The following is an 18,969-nucleotide window of genomic DNA, read 5'->3' as shown; positions in this document are numbered from 1 at the left end:
CATCTCTTCACCTGTCATGCTGCCCGCCTCGCTTGAGGCTCAGAAAAGATACAGGCATTCCCCGATCCTGTCAACTCCCCATCGCCAGAGCCTTGCTTGGGCAAGGGGGAGAGCATGTGGAACGGCATTTTTCCAGCCGTCCCACCTTTCCCGCTTCCCGCCCGGCATACTGGGGCATGTTCAGAATTGACGCCGCCGAAATCCTGCTGGTCCGCCTGCCGCTGAAGTTCCGCTTCGAGACGAGTTTCGGCGTGCAGACCGAGAAGCTGGTGCCGCTGCTGGTGCTGCACGGAGACGGGGTGCAGGGCCTCTCGGAGGGCACGATGGAGGCCGCGCCGATGTATCGCGAGGAAACCATCGTGGGCGCGCTGAACCTGCTGCGTGAGGTGTTCCTGCCGCGCGTGTTGGGCCGCAGCTTCGCCAATCCGGAAGCGCTGGAAGCCGCCCTGGGGAGCTTCCGGGGCAACCGCATGGCGCGGGCGATGGTGGAGATGGCCGCCTGGGACCTCTGGGCGCGCAGCCTTGGTGTGCCACTAGGGACCCTGCTGGGGGGCCATAGGACGGAGGTGGAGGTCGGCGTGAGCCTGGGCATCCAGCCCGACGAGGCCGCGACCGTGGACGTGGTGCGGCGGCACGTGGAGCAGGGCTACCGCCGCATCAAGCTGAAGATCAAGCCCGGCTGGGACGTGCAGCCGGTCCGCGCGACGCGCGAGGCCTTTCCCGACATCCGGCTGACGGTGGACGCCAACAGCGCCTACACGCTGGCGGATTCCGGACGGCTGGCGGCGCTGGACGCCTATGACCTGACGTATATCGAGCAGCCCCTCGCGTGGGACGATCTGGTGGACCATGCCGAGCTGCAACGCCGCCTGCGGACGCCCCTCTGCCTCGACGAGAGCGTGGCGAGCGCCCAGGACGCACGCAAGGGACTGGCCCTGGGGGCAGGCCGGGTCATCAACATCAAGGTTGCGCGGGTTGGCGGGCACGCGGAGGCGCGCCGGGTGCATGACGTGGCCCAGAGCTTCGGGGCACCGGTCTGGTGCGGCGGGATGCTAGAAAGCGGCGTGGGCCGGGCGCACAACATTCACCTCTCAACCCTGCCGGACTTCAAGCTGCCGGGGGACACCAGCAGCGCCAGCCGCTACTGGGAGACGGACGTGGTGAACGAAGCCCTGGAGGCGGAAGACGGCCTGATGCCGGTGCCGGAAGGTCCTGGCATCGGCGTGACGCTGAACCGCGACTTCACGGCACGCGTGTCCGAACTGCACGAGGAGTACACAGTTTGAGCGAGAAGGCCCCCCGCCCTTTCGTGATCCGGGACGTGACGGACCCCTGGGAGATGCGTGCCCTGGAGGACGTGCAGGTGCAGGCCTGGGGGTACACGGACCGCGAGGTGCTGCCCGCCACCATGTTCCGCATCGGGGCGCACACGGGCGCGCTTGTGCTGGGGGCGTACCCGGCGGACGGCAGCTCTCCCCTCCCTTTCGGCCTGGCCTACGGGTTTCCGGCGCGGCGAGAGGGGGAGGTGTGGCACCACTCGCACCTGCTGGCGGTGCATCCGGACTGGCGCGGCAGCGGGGCCGCCGCCGCGCTGAAGCGGGCGCAGCGGGAGCGGGCGCTCGCGCAGGGCCTGACGCGCATGACCTGGACCTTCGATCCCCTCGTCGCGCGCAATGCCCGGCTGAACCTGGGCAAGCTGGGGGCGCGCGCGGTGAGCTATCACCCCGACTGGTACGCGCTGGGCACAGACCGGAGCGCGGCCTTTCCCGCCGACCGCCTGATGACCGAATGGGACCTGACCCGTCCAGATGCCGAGCGACCCGCACCCCCTCCCGTGGGCGAGAGGGCGCTGGAGGCGGACGGCGACCGGCCCGGTCCGCCCGAACTCGGCCTCAGCGGGGCGCACGTGCTGGCGGAGGTCCCGGTGCAGGCAGAGACGCTCCCCGGGGCGGCGCGGCTGGCCTGGCGCTTCGCCCTGCGGGAAGTACTGGGGACGTACCTGGGGCGCGGGTACGCAGTGACCGACCTCGCGCGGGAGGGGGAGCGGGCCTTTTACGTGCTGACGAGAGGGGACTGAACCGCAAAAAGGCGGGCACCCCACTGGATACCCGCCGGAAGGGGAACGCTTCTCAGTACGTGGCGTTGAAGAAGGCGGTGTCGCTGACCCAGTCCTGCTGCGGGACGGGCTGCTCGACCGGGTTCACCACGATGCTGAGGGCCTGCGCGAGCTGCTGGCTGCCCTTGACGTTCACCTTGGCGAACGGCTCGCCCGCCTGGAAGGTGCTGAGTTCCGAGAGGTTGAGCTGACGGCGGCTGGCGACGACCAGCACCTTGTTCAGCCCGGCGGGGCCGCCCACGTTGAAGACGAAGTTGTCGCGCGCGGCCGGGAACGTCCGCACCTCGCCCTTGCGGACATAGTTGCCGCCGCTGCTGAGGGAGTTGGGCAGCACCTGATCCACGCTGCCGTCCGGACTCACGCTGAAGAGGTACACGTAGGCGCTCTCGTTGACCGACACGGACAGGCGGATGCGGTCGCCGATACGGTAGTTCGGCGTGCGGGTGCCGCTGGGGTCGCGGTCCACCCAGACTTTCGCTTCCAGTGTGGTCGGCACGGGATTCACGATGATGCTCTGGGCACTGATCTTGGGGGCGGCCAGGGCGGGCGTGGCCAGCGGAGTCAGCAGGGAAGCGGTCAGGGCGAGCAGGATAGCGGGCTTCTTCATGAGGTCTCCTTCAGCGGGGACCGGGGCACGGGGAGCCTCCCAGAGCGTGAACACCGGTCAGAGCGCTGTTGAAACCAGCCTAGGCCGGGCCGCCTGACGCTGGGTGAAGCGCACCTGACGGAACGTGAGCTGCGCTGGAATTCGGCCTCATGCCCGGCGTGGGCAGCTCTCGGAGGACCAACGAAGCAGAGGCGGAAGCATTCGCCGCTTCCGCCTCTGCTGCCCTGTGGCAGGGATACTAGGATTCGAACCTAGACAAACAGATCCAAAATCTGTTGTGCTGCCATTACACCATATCCCTAGACTTCGTTTCTGGAACTGCGCCCCCACCGGGAAGCGCAGTGAAGTATAGCGGCGCGCGGCGCAGAGGGTCAACCGCCCGGAACAGCCGCCCGGGTGCCCCCCTTCTCGATCACGGTCAGACCCGCGAATTTGAGCAGCAGGCGTTTCTGACCCACGCCGGGGAAATAGGCCAGCACCTCGCGGCGGTCGCCCTGGCCGAAGCCCTGGAGAAACACGCCCTCACCGAACTTGGCGTGGCGCAATCTCAGCGGCTCGGTGCTGCTGACGGCGCGCTGCAACTCACGGCTGGGAATGCCGAGGCGGGCGCTGACCTCGGGCAGGCTCAGGCCGTGCAGGTCCAGCAGTTCGCGCGCCTGGAGAGGCCAGGAGGGGGGCAGGGCGGGGACTTCGGGGAGCGTGACGGCGTCCGGTTCGGGCTGGGGCGCAGCCTGCACGCCCAGTAGGGCCTCCAGAAAGGCGCGGGCAGCGTGCTTGTCAGTGGGTCGGCGTTCCCCGCTCGCCAGAAAGGGCGCGTAGCAGCGGCTCACCGCGATGCACTCATAACAGCCCTGCGCCTCCTTGCAACACGTTTTGGCCGTCAGGTCCAGCGCGCGGCGCAGCAGGTCATCCATGGTCTCGAAGGCGCGGCGGCTGACGCCCAGGCCGCCCAGCCAGTCGTCGTACAGGAAGAAGTAGTTGTCGCGGTCGGGGCGGAAAGCTCCCGCCAGGTCGTTCTCGTCGCAGGCGACCCGTTCGGGCGTGAGCTTCTGGAGCAGGTGCTTGAGGGTGTGCGCGACGGCGGTGGGCTGCTCGGTTGCGCGGGCATCCACGCCGACTTCCAGGGCCGAGGTGCGGAAGGGGGGCAGTTCCAGCGGGTCGTCGTACAGGTGCTCGGAGAGCTTGTGGTCCTGCATCCGGTCCTGAATGCGGCCCCCGCAGCTTCGGCAGACGCGCTCGGTGGGGTCCGGCTCACGGTCGCAGCCGGTGCAGACGCGCTCGAAGACCTGACGCATCATCATGAAGCCGGTGTAACGGCGGCGGATGACCACCTCACCGTGGCGGTACGCGAGGGGGCCGCGCCGCACCCATTCGCCCATCTTCACCGGGCTGACCTCGATGGCGTACAGACCGCGCGTGAAGAGGTTGGCGGCGTCGAACTTCTCGACCAGAATCGCGGTCCCCGCCGGATGTTCCTCCCAGCGCGTCACCTTGTAGCCCTGGCCGTCCAGCGTGAACACCGCCCCCTCGTGCTTCTCGGTGAGGGCGTAGTGCTGGCTGGGGGATTCGAGCGGCGCGTCGAAGGCGCGGTGGCCCTTCTGCGCCCAGTCCGTTTCCTCGATCACCGCGAATTTGGCGCTGCCCTCGCCGCGCAGGTTCCAGTATTTGGGGCCGGAAGCCAGCTCGGCGGGGAGGCCCGCCGCCTTGCGTTCCTCGTTGGCACGGGCGCGGTGCCGGGGCGAGAGATAGGGATTCTCGGCCTCCACCACTGCTTTTTCAATCGGACCGGTGACCAGTTCGCGGAAGTTTCCGGCGTTGGAGTAGAAGGCGTCCACCGGCTGCGGCACGCCCTGTTCGTTGAGCGCGGGGAGGTACAGCACCAGGCCCGGCGCGACCCGTCCGGCGCGGCCTGCCATCTGCCGGAAGGCCATCCGCGAGCCGGGATACCCGTCGATGATGACCACTTCCAGGTCCCCGATGTCCACCCCGGCCTCCAGCGCGTTGGTGGCGAACATCACGCCGCTGCTGGCGCGGCGGAATTCGGTCAGGCGGCCCTCGCGGTCCGAGGTGCCCGCCATGTAGAGGTGGACGTGGCTGCGGTAGAGGGGCTGGGCGCGGTAGGTGGAGTACAGCCGGGCGGCGCGCGAACGGCCCCGGAAAAAGGCCAGCACCTTGAGGTTGCGCTGGATGCTGGCGCTCACCACCGCGTCCCAGAAGCGGCGCGGCTGGCCCCGGTGGTCCGCGAGATAATAGCGTTTGCCGTGCCGCGCGGCCCCCGACTCGCTGACCTCCACCGCGTCCACGCCCACCAGTTCCCGCGCAAACTCGGCGGGGTTGCCGATCGTGGCGGTCGAGAGAACCACCTGTGGATTTGCACCCAGCGCCCGGGCGAGGTCCAGCAAGCGCCGCAGCATCCCCGCCACCTCGCTGCCGAAGCCGCCCCGGTAGGTGTGCGCCTCGTCCAGCACGATGAAGGAGAGCCGCCGCAGGAAGTCGCGCACGCGGGGTTGAGTCAGGGACCAGTGCAGCTTGTCGGGCGTGGCCGTCACCATCCGCACGTTCTCGCGGAAGACCTCGGCGGGTTGCGCCCCCCCCTGAAAGGCCCCGATGTCCCAGCCGAAAGCCCCGCGCTCACGAAAGGCTCGCAACTTGTCGCGCTGGTCCTGCCCCAGCGCCACCAGCGGATAGACGAAGAGGGCGGTGGCCTGCGGGTCGCGTTCCAGGCGCTCGAAGACCGCCGGGAAAAAGGCCCCGGTCTTGCCGCTGGCCGTCGGCGTGGTCACGATGACGTGCTGGCCGTCGCGCATCAGGCGGTATGTCTCGGCCTGGTGGCTGTAGACCTCGCGGAAGCCGAACCCGCGCTTGACCGCCTCCGACCAGCCCAGGTCCGCCGCCTTAAGGGTGTGGGCGGGGGCTGCCTCGTCCTCATGGAGCAGGGCCGCGCCGCTGCCCAGGATGTCGCGCAAGAACCCCTCCAGGCGGGCATAGGGGGAGCGGGCGGGCAGCACGTGTTCCAGTGTAGGGTGGTGGGGAAAAGGGGTGCGGGGGCGGGATCACGGTAGGCAGCCGGCGCGGTTACAGGGCCGGCCTCCGGCCTACATCACCGAGTCGCTGTCGCGGATCAGGACTGGCAGGTGGAAGGCGGCCGGAAGCCACTCTTCCTGGGGGTGCATGGCCTGCGGGGGGCAGGAGCGGACGCAGGCCATGCACCCCGTGCAGGTGGAAAGATTCAGCAGCAGTTGTGCGCCGCCCTCGGGCTTCAGCTCGCGCGTGATCGCCTGGGTTGGGCAGACGTTCGAGCAGACCGGGCAGTCGATGCAGGTGTCGTCCACCAGCGGTGCGGGCCAGTGAACACCGGCGCCGGGTGCGGGCGCGGGCACCAGGGAACGCGCCCGCCAGCGCCATTCCTCGGGGGTGCGCTCCTCGGGCTGGCTCCAGTCCACGAAGGGCAGGGGACGGTCGGGAAGCACCTGCGCGACCTGCTGCCGCCCGGCCCGCAGCAGGGTGGCAAAGGCGCCCCGGCGCGAAACCCGCACGGCGCGGTCGCGGTCCTCGGGGCCAGCCGCCCGCACGGTAACCTGGGCGGGCCGGCCGGTCGCGGCGCGGAGGGTCTGCGCTTCCTCCGTCACGCGCCGGAGGCGCTCGGGCACGTCGGGTGCGCCGACCGGGCAGGTGCGGCATTCGCCGTGCAGCAGGGTGAGCGGTGTTCCCCACGCGCCTGCGGCAGCCACGACGGCCGGCGTCACCCGGCCCAGACAGGTCAGGGTGGGGCCGCCCGCACCACTCTGCGAGCAGGTCAGGCTGGCCTCTCCCCCACCGGCCTGACCCGCGTCGCGCACGCTCTGGAGAGGCGCGGTGAGGTCGTATTCCAGCGCGCCGCTGGGGCAGACCTGCACACACAGGCCGCAGCCGGTACACGCCCCGGGGTCGATCTGGATGCTCTGGCCCAGGGGGCCGAACTGAATGGCGTCGTGCGGACAGGTGGCGTGGCAGGCATCGCAGCCGCCGACCGCCTGACGCTCCAGCAGGCAACGCGGTGCCGTGTACCGCGGCAGCTGGTTGCCGTACTCGCCCAGACGGTTGAACACGCCTTCTAACATGCGGGGAGTCTAGCGGCGCTCGGGCGGGACAAGTGGAAGGTTCTCCGGACTGTTCCGGGGCGCGCTCACGGGCGGCGCGTCGGCACCCACAGGGCAATGAACAGGATGCCCGCCAGCCCAACCAGCGCCCACCCGACCTGCCCCACCAGCACCGGAATGCGCGGCAGGCTCCAGCTCACGGCCACCACGATACAGGTGCAGGCGATCCACTTCGCCCGCAGCGGCATTCCGCGCCCTTCGCGGTAATCGCGCACGAGTTCGCCCACGACGGGCCGGGAGAGCAGCCACGCTTCCCACTTGGGGTTGCCGCGCGCAAAAGCTCCTGCCGCCAGCACGAACCACACCGTGCCCGGAAAGCCCGGGAGCAGCAGGCCCAGGAACCCCAGGCCCGTCAGGATGAAGCCCAGGGCCACCCACAGGGGCCGGACGACGGTGGGAGACGAATCGCTCATGCCTTCCAGGGTACGGCAGCGGGTGAAGGAGAAAGGGGGCAATGGCCCCCAGCTGGCCCGGTCGGCTGGCCCCGGTTAGCTGGCCCGGTCCGGCGCGGGCAGACATACCACCCCGTCCTCGTCGGCATAGAGATGGTCGCCGGGGTGGATGGTCACGCCCGCAAAGGTGACGGGCACGTCCCGCTCGCCCAGGCCGCGCTTGGCGCTGCGGCGGGGATGGGAGGCGACGGCCCGCACGCCCAGGTCCAGGGTCGCCAGTTCCGCTGCGTCGCGCACGCAGCCGTTCACGATCACGCCCGCCCAGCCGTTCCGGGTGCCGAGCAGGGCGAGCATTCCGCCCAGAACGGCACAGTTCAGGCTGCCCGCGTTGTCCACGACCAGCACGCGGCCCCCGCCGGGTTCCTCCAGCGCGGCGCGGACCAGGGGATTATCGTCCTGAACACGCAGGGTCACGGCGGGACCGTGAAAGCGCGGGCGACCGCCGTAGTCCCGCAGGATCGGGGCGAGAATGGCCGCGTCTGGACGTGCGTCGCTGAGATCGGTGGTGGGCGTGAAGGTCGGGTCGGGCAGCAGCGGTCCAGTCATGGCGCCTCCTGCGGGTATTGAACCACCCGGCCGGCGCAACTCTGGCGATGACGGTCAGTGGGCCGGCCCGGTACTCTCCGGGAAGGGCGCGTGCGTGACTGCGTCGTGGATGCGGCCCGCGTGACCGCTCAGAAAGCCGCCGTCGTAGCCGCGCCGCCACGCCATCAATTCCGCCAGGATGCTCAGCGCCACTTCCTCGGGTGCTTCCGCCCCCAGGCGCAGGCCGACCGGCGAACGCAGGCGCGCGAGCTGTTCCGGCGTGAAGGTGACCCCCTCCGCCTCCAGGTCACGCAGCAGGTCCTCGGCACGCGAGCGGGGGCCGAGGACGCCCACGTATTCCGCGCCTGAGCGCAGGGCGTGGGCGAGGCACACCCGGTCCCGGTCGAGGTGGTGGTTCATCACGATCAGGTGCGGGCGTTCGCCGGGCGTGAAGCGGTGCAGCTCCTCTGGGGCGAGGTCGTGCAGGGTCGCGCCTGGAAACCGCGCCGGCGTCAGGTAGGCGGGCCGGGGATCAATGACCTGCACGGCATAGCCCAGGGCGTGTGCCTGGGCCGCCAGCGGCACCGCGTCGTGCCCCGCGCCGTACAGGACCAGCTGCGGCGGGGGCACGTTCACGTCGATGAAGACGGGGGTGCCGTCCGGTGCGGTCAGGGTCACAGCGCGCGGCTCCCGCAGGCTCAGGCGCTCCTGGGCCGCCGCCACGGCGAACGTGTGCAGCGCCCGATCGGGCAGTCGGCCTGTCACCTGGCCGTCCGGCATGACCAGCACCCGGCCCCCGCCACTGAGCGGCACGGCGAGTGCCGCCGCCCGCTCCTCCCCCAGTGCCGCGAGCCAGCGGGCGGTCACGGGGTCTTCCGGGTCCACCCGTTCCACCCGCACGTCCACGCTGCCGCCGCAGCCGATCCCCAGCCCCCAGGTCGCGTCCTCCGACAGGTCGTAGTGGGTCAGCGCGGGAACGCCGCTGCGGATCACCTCCAGCGCGACCTCCACCACCTCGGCCTCCAGGCAGCCGCCCGACAGCATGCAGACCTGTGCGCCGTCCTCCAGAACCAGCATGCGGGTGCCCTCGCGGCGGTAGGCGCTGCCCCGCACGCCGACCACGGTGGCCATAGCCGCCCGCTGGCCCCGCGTCAGGGCGGCGGTCAGCGCCGTCAGCAGGGCGCGGGTCTCGGCAGCGTTCATGGTTCTCCGAGTGTGCCGCGCGGAGGGGGCCGGGGGCAAGGGAGGCCGCCTCATTTCCCGCCGGGTTAACCGCGGCATCCCTTAAACGCCGGCTCACCCGCCCCACGCGCCGCCGCCAGAGAATCACCCCATGCTGGATAACATCCTGAACAGCGTGCGCCGCGGAGCCGAGCGGGTCCAGCGGCGGGGCGAGGAAGTCACGCAGAGCGCGCGGCTCCGGCTGGAGGTGTTTCAGCTGAACCGCGAACTCGACGCCCTGTACGCTCGGCTGGGCCGCTCGTACCACGCGGGCGCTGATCTGGACGTGCTCCAGGAGCTGCGCGGCGACATCCGCCGGGTGGACGAGGAAATCAGCGCCCGCGAACGCCTGTTGCACGAGCTGGGCAGCGATCCCGCCGGAGAAGGTCACGAAGGCGAGAGCCTCCCCCACCTGCCCGCCGCCCGTGGTGAAGAGGACCGGGCATCCCGTCCGGCCCCTTCCCTTTCGGTCCCGACCCCAGGCCCCCTGGCCCGCACCGAACCCACGGTGCCCGCCGCCGTCCCCCCCCTCCAGGAGCCTTTCATGACCCACCGCGACGCCGAGAACGACGTGCCCACCACCCCCGACCCGACCGTGCAACACAGCGACGAACTTCTGGTGCCCGGAGACGCCACCGCCAGCCAGGGCACCCAGGCCCGCGAGCAGGACTTCGTGCGCAAGCATCAGCTGGACGAGGGCCGCCGCGCCAGCCAGGACCCCGATCCCCTCGATCAGTAACGCGGCAGCCTTGCCGCCTGAAGGGCCAGACCCGCACCCGGTCTGGCCCCGTTTGCTGCCGGGCTTGGGAAGCCCCACACCCGGCTCACCGCGCTTCTGCTGTGATGGCGGGATGACGACGCAGCGTGGAAACGGCGACAGGGCAGTGGTCGAGGTCCGGGGGGCCTGGTACGGCGAGGTGGGCGACCCCGGACGGAGCTTCGCGGGGCAGGTGACCGCCTCGGACCTGCCGGAGGTGCGGGTGGGCGAGTCGGTGATCGTGCTTTACCGGGTGGCCCCGGGCCGGACGCCCGGTGCGGGCCAGCACGGCAGCTACACGCTGAACGCGGGGGGACGGACCCTGCCGCTGATGGGCTTTACCTGCCACGACACCGGCATGACCGGCCAGGAGGGCAATGACGACACCGCCGAGGCGACCTGGCAGGCCCTGATCCTGCCCGGCTGATTGTCGGCAAGGGTGCGGACACCTTGCCCCCCAGGCAGCCGCTGCTAGACCCGGCACTTTTACAGCACCTTTCGTTCCTCCTCCTTTGTCTTTGTGGGGGAAGCGGGGAGCAGAGCACGCGTCCCAAACGACAGTTTCCTCAACGCCCCTCTACCCCCCCCCAGGACGGGCCGCACTGTGGATTACAGGTCGCGGCGGCTGAATTGCCACATGGCGACCAGCACGGCCAGCAGGGCGTAGACAGCGGCCCAGACGATCATGCCGGAAGCCAGAGGCGCGCCGCCGAAAAAGGGGTTGGCCCCGCGCGTCATCTCGCCCATCTGCCGCAGCACATCGGGTTGCAGGTGGTAACTCGCGCCCAGCCACAGGGCGTTGGTGGGCATCAGGGTGTTGGCGACCTTGCCCAGTGTGGTCAGGGTGGGGCTGGCGGCAAAGGTGCCGATGCTGCCCAGAATGCCGCCCGCGAAGCCCGCGCCGTACAGCACGAATACGCCGATGCCGTTGGCGAGCGTGGTAAAGAGGGTGCTGCCCAGCACCGTGAGGGCCGTGACCAGCGTGATGGCGAGCAGGATCAGGGCCAGGGCGGGCAGCGGCGCGGGCGGCACGAAGCCCGTGATCAGGAAGATGCCGCCCAGCAGCGCCGCGCCGACCAGCGCCACGTACACGACATTGACGGCCGTAAACCCCAGCCAGCGCCCCAGCACCAGCTGTGCCCGGCTGATGGGCCGCGCGATCACCGACTGCATCACGCCGCTTTCCACGTCGCCGCTGACGGCCCCGACCGTGGACAGCACCGCCATCAGCACGCCCAGGAAATAGACCAGGTACATGCCGAACATCGCGGCGTACATCACGCTCAGGTTGGCCGCGCCGTTCACGCTGCGGCCGTCCAGCCCCGCCTCCCGGGCGCGCTGGTCGAGGGTGCCTTCCAGGCGGAACACGCCGTACAGGTAAAAGCCCAGGAAGGCCGCCGTCAGCAGCAGCAGCACGACCACCAGCCGCTTGCGGACCGCCTCGCGCAGCGAGAGTTCCGCGATCAGGAGGGCGTTATGCACGGGCGGCTCCCCGCACCGGCTCCCCCACGGGCGCAGGCTCCGGGCTGCCCTCGATCAGTTCGAGGAACAGGGTTTCGAGATCGGGGCGGCGGGGCGTCAGGGCGTACAGGCGCGCCCCATGGGCATGCACGGCGTCCGCGAGGGCCGGCAGGCTGTCCTCACGCTCCAGCCAGAGTTCGGCCCCGGCGCGGCCCGGCGTGTTCAGGTCGGTGTGCCGCACCTCGCCCACCTGCGCCAGCGCGGCGAGCAACGCGGGCGAGAGGTGGTCTACCCGCAGGTCCACCGGCAGCACGCCGCCCATCAGTTCGCGCATGCTGCCCTGCCGCAGCACCCGGCCCGACTTCACGAACGCCACCCGGTCGCACACCTGCTCGACTTCCGAGAGCAGGTGCGAATTCAGGAACACCGTCACGCCCTCGCCGCGCAGCCGCTCGATGATCTCGCGCACCTCCACGCGGCCGATCGGGTCCAGGGCGCTGGTCGGTTCGTCCAGAAACACCAGCCGGGGCCGCGCCAGGATCGCCCCGGCCAGCCCCACCCGCTGAAGCATTCCCTTGGAGTAACCGCTCAGCGCCTCGCCCCCGCGTCCGCCCAGCCCGACCGTCCCCAGCACCTGCGGCGCCCGCACGCGCAGTTCGGCGGCGGATAGCCCCGCCAGGCGGCCATGAAAGCGCAGAAACTCCTCACCCGTCATCCAGGTCTGGAAGCGGAACTGCTCGGGCAGGAACCCCAGCCGCGCGCGCACCGCCGGGTCCGCCGGGGAGCCGCCCAGCACCCGCACCTCGCCGCCGCTGGGATGCACCAGCCCCAGCAGCATCTTGACGGTGGTGCTTTTGCCCGCCCCGTTCGGCCCCAGAAAGCCGAAGACCTCGCCCTCGCCCACCGTCAGGGTCAGGCCGTCCACGACGGCCCGGCTCCGGTACACCTTGCGTAACTCCCGCGTCTCGATAGCCGCCACGCCCTCCAGCATAGAGGGGAGGGGTGAGGCCGGCGTGCACCGGAAGATGGAGAGGCCCCCGCGCACCCGTCCGGAGAAGGCGAACGGCTCCCCCATCAACCTCCATCTGGGGTGATAGTCTAGAAAGACCGCATTCGCCAAAATGCTCCATATGAAACAGGTTCGCCGTCTGGGGTCGGTTCCCGTACCGTCCGACGCCCCGCCTCACCTACAGGAGGCGCTGGCCGGGGCCACCACGGACACCGCCCGGGCCAGGGCCTATCTGGCGCTGTCCCAGCACTACCGTTTTCTCTCGCTGGAAAGCGCGCTGCCGCTGGCCCAGGCGGCGCTGGAAGCGGCCCTGAGCGCCGACGCCCCCGACGCGACCGTCGAGGTGCTGGCGGGGCTGTCCGCGCTGGAGGTGACGCGGGGCCGGCAGGAACAGGCGTTCGAACACCTGGCGCTGGCCCTGGACCTGGCGCACGAGCATGGCCTGCACCACCTGGAGGCGCGGGTGCACAATGTCCGCGCCATCGCCCGGCTGACGGCGGGGGACCTGTCGGGTGCCCGGCGCGACCTGTTCGACGTGCAGGCCCTGGCCCAGACCTCGGGGAACGTGAACGACCGCGTGAACGCCCACGTGAATCTCGCGTACCTCGCCAACCTTTCCGGGCACTACGCCGACTCTCTGCACCAGCTCAATCTGCTGGAAGAACTCCTGCTCTCGCTACCGGAAGAAGAGCAGCGGGCGTCCTGGCCCTACCTGCACGAGAACCGCACCCACACTTACCTGAATCTTGCCCGTCAGGCGCGGGAGCGGGGCCGCCCGGACACGGAGGCCGAGGCCCGCGCCCGCAGCCACGCGGCTCTGGAGGCCGCCCGCGTGTCCCTGGCCCTGCAACCGGACCACATCGTCGCCCTGAACACCGAAACGCACGCCGCACGGCTCGCCCTGCTGGAAGGGGACCTGGACAGCGCGCAGGTCTACGCCGAGGCGGCCATGGCCTACCACCGGCAACTGGGGCAACGGGCCTACCTGGAGGCCTATCTGGCGATGGCCGAGGTCAGCACGGCGCGCGGATGGCCCGAGCAGGCGCAGCGGCACTACCGCGCCGCGCTGGACGCCGTGCGCGGCCAGGGTCGCCACCGGGAGACGCAGGACGTGTTGCAGGCGGTCGCCGGGCTACACGAGCAGGCGGGCGATTTTCCGGCCGCGCTCGCCACGTACCGGGAAGCCCTGGAGCGTGCGCAGACCGCCCTGGACCGGCTGGCCCACATCGAGCAGCGCAACGACGACCTGGCCCGCGACCTGCGGCAGGCCCGCGCCGAGGCGAGCAGCTGGCAGGACAGTGTGCGCCGCGCCGAGGCCCAGGCCCGCCAGGACCCCCTCACGGGCCTGCTGAACCGCCGGGGGCTGCAAGACGCCCTCTCCGAGCTGGAAGAGGGGGCCGGGACGCTGCTGGCCCTGTTCGACATCGACCACTTCAAGGACGTGAACGACCAGCACTCGCACGCGACCGGTGACGCGGCCCTGCGGGCGGTGGCGGCCTGCCTGACGGCGCGGCTGCCCGCCGCCAGTCTGCTGGCCCGCTACGGCGGTGAGGAATTTCTGCTGGTGCTGCCCGGCGCGAACCCCGGAGACGCCGCAGCCCTGGTCGAGGGCCTGAGGCGGGCCGTCGAGGCCCACGACTGGTCCGCGCTGCTGCCCGGCATGACCCTGACCGTCAGCGCCGGGTACGCCCTCACGGGGGGCCACGACGCCGAGGCCCTGCGCGTGGCGTTCGAGCAGGCCGACGATCACCTCTACCGGGCCAAGGGGGCCGGACGCAACCGGGTGTATCCTCCCGCGCTCGTGCTGGGCTGATCCGGCGTTCGTTGCCTGCCAGACCACAAAAACCCGGCAGACCACAAAAAGCGGGGAAAAGGCCAGAAACGGCCCACCCCCGCGTGCGACGCTGCCCGGCGCTCAGCGCGTCAGGATCTCCTCGATGCGGCGCAGCAGGTCGTCATTGAGCTTCACGCCCGCCGCCTTGACGGTGTCCTCGATCTGCCCGACCTTGGTGGCCCCGGTGATGACGCTGCTCACCCCCTTCTGCCGCAGGATCCACGCCAGGGCAAGCTGCGCGCGGGTGATGCCCAGGTCGTCCGCGATGGGCTTCAGGTCGCGGACCTTCTGGATATTCTCCTCGGTCAAAAAGTTCTTGCCCCAGTTCTCGTTCTCGCTGAGACGCGCGCCCTCGGGCTGGCCCTGGTCGTACTTGCCGGTCAGCAGGCCCATCGCCAGCGGACTCCAGACGACCAGCCCCACGCCGGCTTTCTCGGTGTAGGGCAGAATCTCACCCTCCACGCGGTCACGCCGCAGCATCGAGTATTCGGGCTGCTCGGTGACGGGCGCGTGCAGGCCGTGTGCGCGGGCGAACTCGACCGCCTCCGCGATGCGCGCGGCAGGCCACATGCTGGTGCCCCAATACATCGCCTTGCCGTCCCGGATCACCTGATCGAAGGCCATCACGATCTCGTCCATGGGCACGTTCTCGTCGTAGCGGTGCGCGAAATAGATGTCGAGGTAATCGGTGCCCAGGCGCCTGAGGCTCCCGTCGATGCTCTCCAGGATGTGCTTGCGCGAGAGGCCCCGGTCGTTCACGTCGTCGCTCATCGGCCAGTAGACCTTGCTGGAGATCACCAGGGTGTGGCGGGGCAGTTCGCGCAGCACGCTGCCCATCATCTCCTCGGACTTGCCGCGCGCGTACACGTCGGCCTGGTCGAAGAAGTTCACGCCTTCCTCGTAGGCTTTCAGCACGATGTCACGCACCATCTGCTGGTCGTGAACGGAGTGCCCGAACGTGACCCAGCCGCCCAGCGCCACTTCCGAGACCTTGAGGCCGCTTCTGCCGAGATTGCGGTATTCCATGCCCGCTACTTTATCCGGTAAAGCAGAACCGGCCGTCAGATTGAGGGGGCGTTAAGGGCCAGCGGGCCGGTCAACCCCCGCCCTGCCTAAGCCGGTGGGCGGCGTACCACTGCGGCTGCGTGCCGTCCAGATCGGTCACGCCGTAAAGGTCGGCCAGCTCGCCCACGTCCAGAATCTTCCCACTGTGGCGCATGACCTGCGGGTCGCCCGCCAGGGCCACGACGCCCCGCGCCGCGTAGTGCGGCGTCTCGGTCTGCCCGGCGAGTTCCTGCTCGGTGTGGTGCTGGAGCATGACTTCGGTCCGCATCCAGCCCGGCGCGACGCCCACCACCGTGACGCCCGTGCCGCGCAGTTTGTGGCCCAGCGCGTACACCAGGCGGTTTTTGGCCGCCTTGCTGACCTCGTAGGGCAGCCAGCCCGGCGGCTCGTCGGTATGCCAGGTCGTGGAAACGATCAGGCCGCTTCCCTGCGGTCCCATCAGGTGCTTCAGGGCCAGCAGGCTGGTCACGTAATCGCTGTAGGCCCCGGCCAGCAGCATGTCCCGGAGCTGGTCCAGCGGCTCGGCTCGTCCCAGACCTCGCCCCCACCCCCCGCCGCCTGCCGGTCGTGTGCGCCCCAGGCGTTGTTCACCAGCACGTCCAGCCTGCCGTGGGTCTGCGCGACCTGCCGGATGACCGCTTCCACCTGCGCGGGGTCGGTGTGATCGCACCTCAGCGGCGTGGCCTGCCCCCCGGCCGCGCGGACAGCCTCGGCCGTGTCGTCGATCGTCGTGTGCGGCAGGGACGGCTGGGTGCCGTGCCCCCGCGTGCTGCGGGCCGTGACGATCACGTGTGCCCCCGCCGCCGCGAGTTCCAGCGCCGTCGCCCGGCCCAGCCCCCGCGACGCGCCGGTGACCAGGGCGACCTGCCCGGAGAGCGGCTTCTTGCCGGTTTGCGTTTGGACCTCGGTCATGACGTTCCTCCGGTCTGCCTGACCAGCATGAAACGGGCGGGGGCCGGGAAGCAAGTGCCCCCGGCCCCCGGTCCCGCGCCCGCCGTTACCGGCCCTGGCGTCCGGCGTTCTCCACGTTCTCGTCGATGGCGATGCTGGCCATCAGCACCACCTTGTCGCCGTGCTGCTCGACCTCGACGCTGCTGTTCCCCGCCGGGAAGTAGCGTTTGACGACTTCCAGCAGGTCGTTGCGCAGCGCGTCCACCTTGCCGGGCGGAATCTGCGCGCGGTCGTAGGCCAGCACGAGTTCCAGGCGGTCCTTGAGGGTGTCCTTGCTGCGGCGCTTGTTGAGCCAGGAAAACATGTCACGCCCCCCCGAACAGACGCCGCCAGATGGCCCAGAAGCCCTTGTCCTGCTCCAGCTTGGGATAGGGCACGTCCTGGCCCTTGAGGCGGCGGGCGGTGTCCATAAAGGCCTGCCCGGCCTGGGTCTTGCCCAGCACGGCGGGTTCGCCCACATTGGTGCTGACCAGGATGCCGTCGTCTTCCGGAATGATCCCGATGGGCTTCACACCCAGGATTTCCAGAATGTCCGCCTCGCTGAGCATGTTGCCGCTGGCGACCATCTTGGGGCGCAGGCGGTTGATGACCAGCCGGATCTCGCGCACCTGCTGGGCTTCGAGCAGCCCGATGATGCGGTCGGCGTCGCGCACGCTGGAGACTTCGGGGTTCACCACGACCAGCGCACCCTGCGCGGGGGCCGCCGCCGTCTTGAAGCCCGACTCGATCCCGGCGGGCGAGTCGATCAGCACGCGGTCGAAGCCCTCGTCCTCGATCAGCTGGCGCACCACGTCCTTGAACACCTCGGGGTCGAGGGCGTCCTTGTCGCGGGTCTGGGAGGCGGGCAGCAGGTACAGCGTTTCGACGCGCTTGTCGCGGATCACGGCCTGGGAGAGGCGACACTTGCCTTCCAGCACGTCCACCAGATCGAACACCACGCGGGATTCGAGGCCCATCACCACGTCGAGGTTCCTGAGGCCCACGTCCACGTCGATGACGACGACCTTCTCGCCCAGCTTGGCGAGCGCCGCGCCGATGTTCGCGGTGGTCGTGGTCTTGCCCACGCCTCCCTTGCCCGATGTGACGACGATGACCTTGGCATTCATAACGCCCGGCAGTCTAGCGTGCGGGGCCGGGGGAAGCGGACGCGGCCCCCTCCTGTGACCCGCGCCCTATCCGCCCGCCCGCCCCGCCCTGTACACTGCCCGGTTGAGTCTCGCGCCCGGCGTGTTCCCACGTGGCGGCGCGTCCGCGTGGAGGAACACAGATGACGATGAAAGAACCGCTGCCCGCCGTGGCCGCCCCCCAGGCCGCTCCCCCCAGAGTCGGCTTTATCAGCCTGGGCTGCCCCAAGGCGCTGGTCGACAGCGAGCGCATCCTGACGCAGCTGCGGGTGGAAGGCTACGAGGTCGCGCCGAGCTACGAGGACGCCCAGGCCGTGATCGTGAACACCTGCGGCTTTATCACGCCCGCCATCGAGGAGAGCCTCAGCGCGATCGGCGAGGCGCTCGACGCGGGCGGCCGGGTGATCGTGACCGGTTGCCTGGGCGAGCGGCCCGAGAAGATTCTGGAACGCCACCCCAAGGTCGCGGCGATCACCGGCTCGGAAGCGGTGGACGACGTGATGGCGCACGTGCGCGAGCTGCTGCCGGTGGAACTGGACCCCTTTACCGGCCTGCTCCCGGTGGCCGCGCCGGGGATGCGCCCCGAACTGGCCCAGCCGGAACGCGAAGGCACGCGGGCGGGCGACGTGTTCGCGCCCAGCGTGAAGCTCACGCCCCGGCACTACGCCTACGTCAAGATTGCGGAGGGCTGCAACCACACCTGCGCCTTTTGCATCATTCCCAAGCTGCGCGGGCGGCAGGTCAGCCGCGACGCGGGGGCCGTGCTGTACGAGGCGTACCGCCTGATTGCGGGCGGCACCCGGGAACTGATGATCATCTCACAGGACACCTCGGCGTATGGGGTGGACGTGCGCTACCGCGAGAGCGAATTTCAGGGCGGAACGGTCCGCGCGCACCTCACCGACCTGGCGGAGAAACTGGGCGAGATGGGCGCGTGGGTGCGGATGCACTACGTCTACCCCTACCCCCACGTGGACCGCATCGTGGAGCTGATGGCGCAGGGCAAGATCCTGCCCTACCTCGATATTCCCATGCAGCACGCCAGCCCCCGCATCCTGCGGCTGATGCGGCGGCCCGGCGCGGGCAAACAGCTCGACACCATCCGCCGCTGGCGCGAGATCTGCCCCGAACTGGTGATCCGCTCGACCTTCATCGTGGGCTTTCCCGGCGAAACCGAAGAAGACTTCGCGGAGCTGCTGACCTTTCTGGAGGAGGCCCGGCTGGACCGCGTGGGGGCCTTCACCTACTCGGAGGTGGAGGAGGCCGACGCGAACGCCCTGCCCAACCCGGTGCCCGAGGAGGTCAAGCAGGAGCGCCTGGCCCGCTTCATGGCGGTCGCGCAGCGCATCAGCACCGAGAAGCTGGCCGAGAAGGTGGGCCGCGTCATGGACGTGATCGTGGACGAGTTCAACGACGACGAGGGCGACCGGCCCGGCACCCGGTTGATCGGCCGCACCAAGGGCGACGCCCCCGGCATCGACGGTCAGGTCTACCTCTATGCGGGCGACTTCGCGGGGCAGGTCAAAATCGGCGACATCGTCCGCGCCCGCATCGAGGACAGTGACGAGTACGACCTTTTCGGCGAGGTGGTGGAGCGGCCCGAGTGGCGGCCCAACGTGCCGCAGCTGGGGCACTTCGGCAAGCATTGAGGGAAGGCCGGCAGGGGGGCGCGGGCTGAGGAAAGCCGCGCCCCCTTCTGATGGGCCGC

19 protein-coding genes and 1 tRNA gene are annotated in these 18,969 nt (G+C 70.1%); 6 read left to right on the top strand and 14 right to left on the bottom strand.

Going from position 1 to position 18,969, the window contains the following annotated elements:
• Nucleotides 1-176 precede the first annotated feature (176 nt).
• Nucleotides 177-1,286 (top strand): o-succinylbenzoate synthase, encoded by a 1,110-nt coding sequence (gene menC, locus DEIPH_RS11810; RefSeq protein WP_034358277.1) that lies wholly within the window; start codon nt 177-179, stop codon nt 1,284-1,286.
• Nucleotides 1,283-2,077: an acyl-CoA acyltransferase gene (locus DEIPH_RS11805; protein WP_034358275.1), complete on the top strand. Its 795-nt coding sequence runs from the start codon at nt 1,283-1,285 to the stop codon at nt 2,075-2,077. The genes menC and DEIPH_RS11805 overlap by 4 nt, the downstream gene beginning before the upstream one ends.
• A gap of 52 nt (nt 2,078-2,129) precedes the next feature.
• Here DEIPH_RS11805 and DEIPH_RS11800 read toward each other — a convergent pair whose 3' ends face one another.
• The 7 genes from DEIPH_RS11800 to DEIPH_RS11770 form a co-directional block, all read right to left on the bottom strand.
• Entirely contained in the window at nt 2,130-2,723 is a 594-nt protein-coding gene (locus tag DEIPH_RS11800) for a DUF4384 domain-containing protein (protein ID WP_034358273.1), read from the bottom strand.
• Nucleotides 2,724-2,950: 227 nt separating this feature from the next.
• Nucleotides 2,951-3,024 (bottom strand) — tRNA-Gln (locus DEIPH_RS11795).
• Nucleotides 3,025-3,094: 70 nt separating this feature from the next.
• Nucleotides 3,095-5,731 carry a DEAD/DEAH box helicase gene (locus DEIPH_RS11790; protein WP_034358270.1) on the bottom strand — a complete coding sequence of 879 codons (2,637 nt, stop codon included), beginning with the start codon at nt 5,729-5,731 and terminating at the stop codon, nt 3,095-3,097.
• Nucleotides 5,732-5,818: 87 nt separating this feature from the next.
• Complete coding sequence (locus DEIPH_RS11785; RefSeq protein ID WP_034358267.1) at nt 5,819-6,823, bottom strand: 4Fe-4S dicluster domain-containing protein; 1,005 nt, start codon at nt 6,821-6,823, stop codon at nt 5,819-5,821.
• A gap of 65 nt (nt 6,824-6,888) precedes the next feature.
• Nucleotides 6,889-7,275 (bottom strand): YbaN family protein, encoded by a 387-nt coding sequence (locus DEIPH_RS11780; protein ID WP_034358264.1) that lies wholly within the window; start codon nt 7,273-7,275, stop codon nt 6,889-6,891.
• A gap of 75 nt (nt 7,276-7,350) precedes the next feature.
• Complete coding sequence (gene rraA, locus DEIPH_RS11775) at nt 7,351-7,860, bottom strand: ribonuclease E activity regulator RraA (protein ID WP_034358262.1); 510 nt, start codon at nt 7,858-7,860, stop codon at nt 7,351-7,353.
• Nucleotides 7,861-7,914: 54 nt separating this feature from the next.
• Complete coding sequence (locus DEIPH_RS11770; RefSeq protein WP_034358260.1) at nt 7,915-9,042, bottom strand: XdhC family protein; 1,128 nt, start codon at nt 9,040-9,042, stop codon at nt 7,915-7,917.
• Between the two features lie 130 nt (nt 9,043-9,172).
• Between DEIPH_RS11770 and DEIPH_RS20470 the strand changes: the two genes are divergently transcribed.
• Complete coding sequence (locus DEIPH_RS20470) at nt 9,173-9,799, top strand: hypothetical protein (protein WP_051517338.1); 627 nt, start codon at nt 9,173-9,175, stop codon at nt 9,797-9,799.
• Nucleotides 9,800-9,911: 112 nt separating this feature from the next.
• A complete protein-coding gene (locus tag DEIPH_RS11760) occupies nt 9,912-10,244 on the top strand; it encodes a hypothetical protein (protein ID WP_034358258.1) in 333 nt (110 codons plus the stop codon).
• A 182-nt stretch (nt 10,245-10,426) separates the two neighbouring features.
• Here DEIPH_RS11760 and DEIPH_RS11755 read toward each other — a convergent pair whose 3' ends face one another.
• The gene (locus DEIPH_RS11755; RefSeq protein WP_034358256.1) at nt 10,427-11,299 is read right to left on the bottom strand and encodes an ABC transporter permease subunit; all 873 of its coding nucleotides are present in this window, start codon (nt 11,297-11,299) and stop codon (nt 10,427-10,429) included.
• Complete coding sequence (locus DEIPH_RS11750; protein ID WP_051517337.1) at nt 11,292-12,269, bottom strand: ABC transporter ATP-binding protein; 978 nt, start codon at nt 12,267-12,269, stop codon at nt 11,292-11,294. The genes DEIPH_RS11755 and DEIPH_RS11750 overlap by 8 nt, the downstream gene beginning before the upstream one ends.
• Nucleotides 12,270-12,408: 139 nt before the next feature.
• Here DEIPH_RS11750 and DEIPH_RS11745 point away from each other — a divergent pair, with 139 nt between their 5' ends.
• Nucleotides 12,409-14,100: a GGDEF domain-containing protein gene (locus DEIPH_RS11745; protein WP_034358254.1), complete on the top strand. Its 1,692-nt coding sequence runs from the start codon at nt 12,409-12,411 to the stop codon at nt 14,098-14,100.
• 102 nt (nt 14,101-14,202) lie between these two features.
• Here DEIPH_RS11745 and DEIPH_RS11740 read toward each other — a convergent pair whose 3' ends face one another.
• The 5 genes from DEIPH_RS11740 to minD all read right to left on the bottom strand — a co-directional run bounded on the left by DEIPH_RS11740 (nt 14,203) and on the right by minD (nt 17,243).
• Nucleotides 14,203-15,147 carry an aldo/keto reductase family protein gene (locus tag DEIPH_RS11740; protein ID WP_034358252.1) on the bottom strand — a complete coding sequence of 315 codons (945 nt, stop codon included), beginning with the start codon at nt 15,145-15,147 and terminating at the stop codon, nt 14,203-14,205.
• 70 nt (nt 15,148-15,217) lie between these two features.
• A complete protein-coding gene (locus DEIPH_RS20820) occupies nt 15,218-15,685 on the bottom strand; it encodes an SDR family NAD(P)-dependent oxidoreductase (protein ID WP_051517336.1) in 468 nt (155 codons plus the stop codon).
• Nucleotides 15,652-16,098: an SDR family NAD(P)-dependent oxidoreductase gene (locus tag DEIPH_RS20815; RefSeq protein WP_051517335.1), complete on the bottom strand. Its 447-nt coding sequence runs from the start codon at nt 16,096-16,098 to the stop codon at nt 15,652-15,654. The genes DEIPH_RS20820 and DEIPH_RS20815 overlap by 34 nt, the downstream gene beginning before the upstream one ends.
• A gap of 85 nt (nt 16,099-16,183) precedes the next feature.
• Nucleotides 16,184-16,441, bottom strand: a complete 258-nt coding sequence (gene minE / locus DEIPH_RS11730; protein WP_034358250.1) for a cell division topological specificity factor MinE — start codon at nt 16,439-16,441, stop codon at nt 16,184-16,186.
• Nucleotide 16,442: 1 nt separating this feature from the next.
• Nucleotides 16,443-17,243 (bottom strand): septum site-determining protein MinD, encoded by an 801-nt coding sequence (gene minD, locus DEIPH_RS11725; protein ID WP_034358248.1) that lies wholly within the window; start codon nt 17,241-17,243, stop codon nt 16,443-16,445.
• 161 nt (nt 17,244-17,404) lie between these two features.
• Between minD and rimO the strand changes: the two genes are divergently transcribed.
• Entirely contained in the window at nt 17,405-18,910 is a 1,506-nt protein-coding gene (rimO, locus tag DEIPH_RS11720) for a 30S ribosomal protein S12 methylthiotransferase RimO (protein WP_034358246.1), read from the top strand.
• The last annotated feature ends 59 nt before the right edge of the window (nt 18,911-18,969 follow it).

The sequence above is a fragment of the Deinococcus phoenicis genome (assembly GCF_000599865.1).
GTDB classification, from domain to species: Bacteria; Deinococcota; Deinococci; order Deinococcales; family Deinococcaceae; genus Deinococcus; species Deinococcus phoenicis.
This window is presented reverse-complemented; position numbering and strand designations above follow the sequence as displayed.

Coding starts and splice junctions, on each gene's coding strand:
- menC (WP_034358277.1), top strand. CDS start 177: ATGTTCAGAATTGACGCCGCCGAAATCCTGCTGGTCCGCCTGCCGCTG.
- DEIPH_RS11800 (WP_034358273.1), bottom strand. CDS start 2,723: ATGAAGAAGCCCGCTATCCTGCTCGCCCTGACCGCTTCCCTGCTGACT.
- DEIPH_RS11785 (WP_034358267.1), bottom strand. CDS start 6,823: ATGTTAGAAGGCGTGTTCAACCGTCTGGGCGAGTACGGCAACCAGCTG.
- DEIPH_RS11780 (WP_034358264.1), bottom strand. CDS start 7,275: ATGAGCGATTCGTCTCCCACCGTCGTCCGGCCCCTGTGGGTGGCCCTG.
- rraA (WP_034358262.1), bottom strand. CDS start 7,860: ATGACTGGACCGCTGCTGCCCGACCCGACCTTCACGCCCACCACCGAT.
- DEIPH_RS11770 (WP_034358260.1), bottom strand. CDS start 9,042: ATGAACGCTGCCGAGACCCGCGCCCTGCTGACGGCGCTGACCGCCGCC.
- DEIPH_RS20470 (WP_051517338.1), top strand. CDS start 9,173: ATGCTGGATAACATCCTGAACAGCGTGCGCCGCGGAGCCGAGCGGGTC.
- DEIPH_RS11760 (WP_034358258.1), top strand. CDS start 9,912: ATGACGACGCAGCGTGGAAACGGCGACAGGGCAGTGGTCGAGGTCCGG.
- DEIPH_RS11750 (WP_051517337.1), bottom strand. CDS start 12,269: ATGCTGGAGGGCGTGGCGGCTATCGAGACGCGGGAGTTACGCAAGGTG.
- DEIPH_RS11745 (WP_034358254.1), top strand. CDS start 12,409: ATGAAACAGGTTCGCCGTCTGGGGTCGGTTCCCGTACCGTCCGACGCC.
- DEIPH_RS11740 (WP_034358252.1), bottom strand. CDS start 15,147: ATGGAATACCGCAATCTCGGCAGAAGCGGCCTCAAGGTCTCGGAAGTG.
- DEIPH_RS20820 (WP_051517336.1), bottom strand. CDS start 15,685: ATGCTGCTGGCCGGGGCCTACAGCGATTACGTGACCAGCCTGCTGGCC.
- DEIPH_RS20815 (WP_051517335.1), bottom strand. CDS start 16,098: ATGACCGAGGTCCAAACGCAAACCGGCAAGAAGCCGCTCTCCGGGCAG.
- minE (WP_034358250.1), bottom strand. CDS start 16,441: ATGTTTTCCTGGCTCAACAAGCGCCGCAGCAAGGACACCCTCAAGGAC.
- minD (WP_034358248.1), bottom strand. CDS start 17,243: ATGAATGCCAAGGTCATCGTCGTCACATCGGGCAAGGGAGGCGTGGGC.
- rimO (WP_034358246.1), top strand. CDS start 17,405: ATGACGATGAAAGAACCGCTGCCCGCCGTGGCCGCCCCCCAGGCCGCT.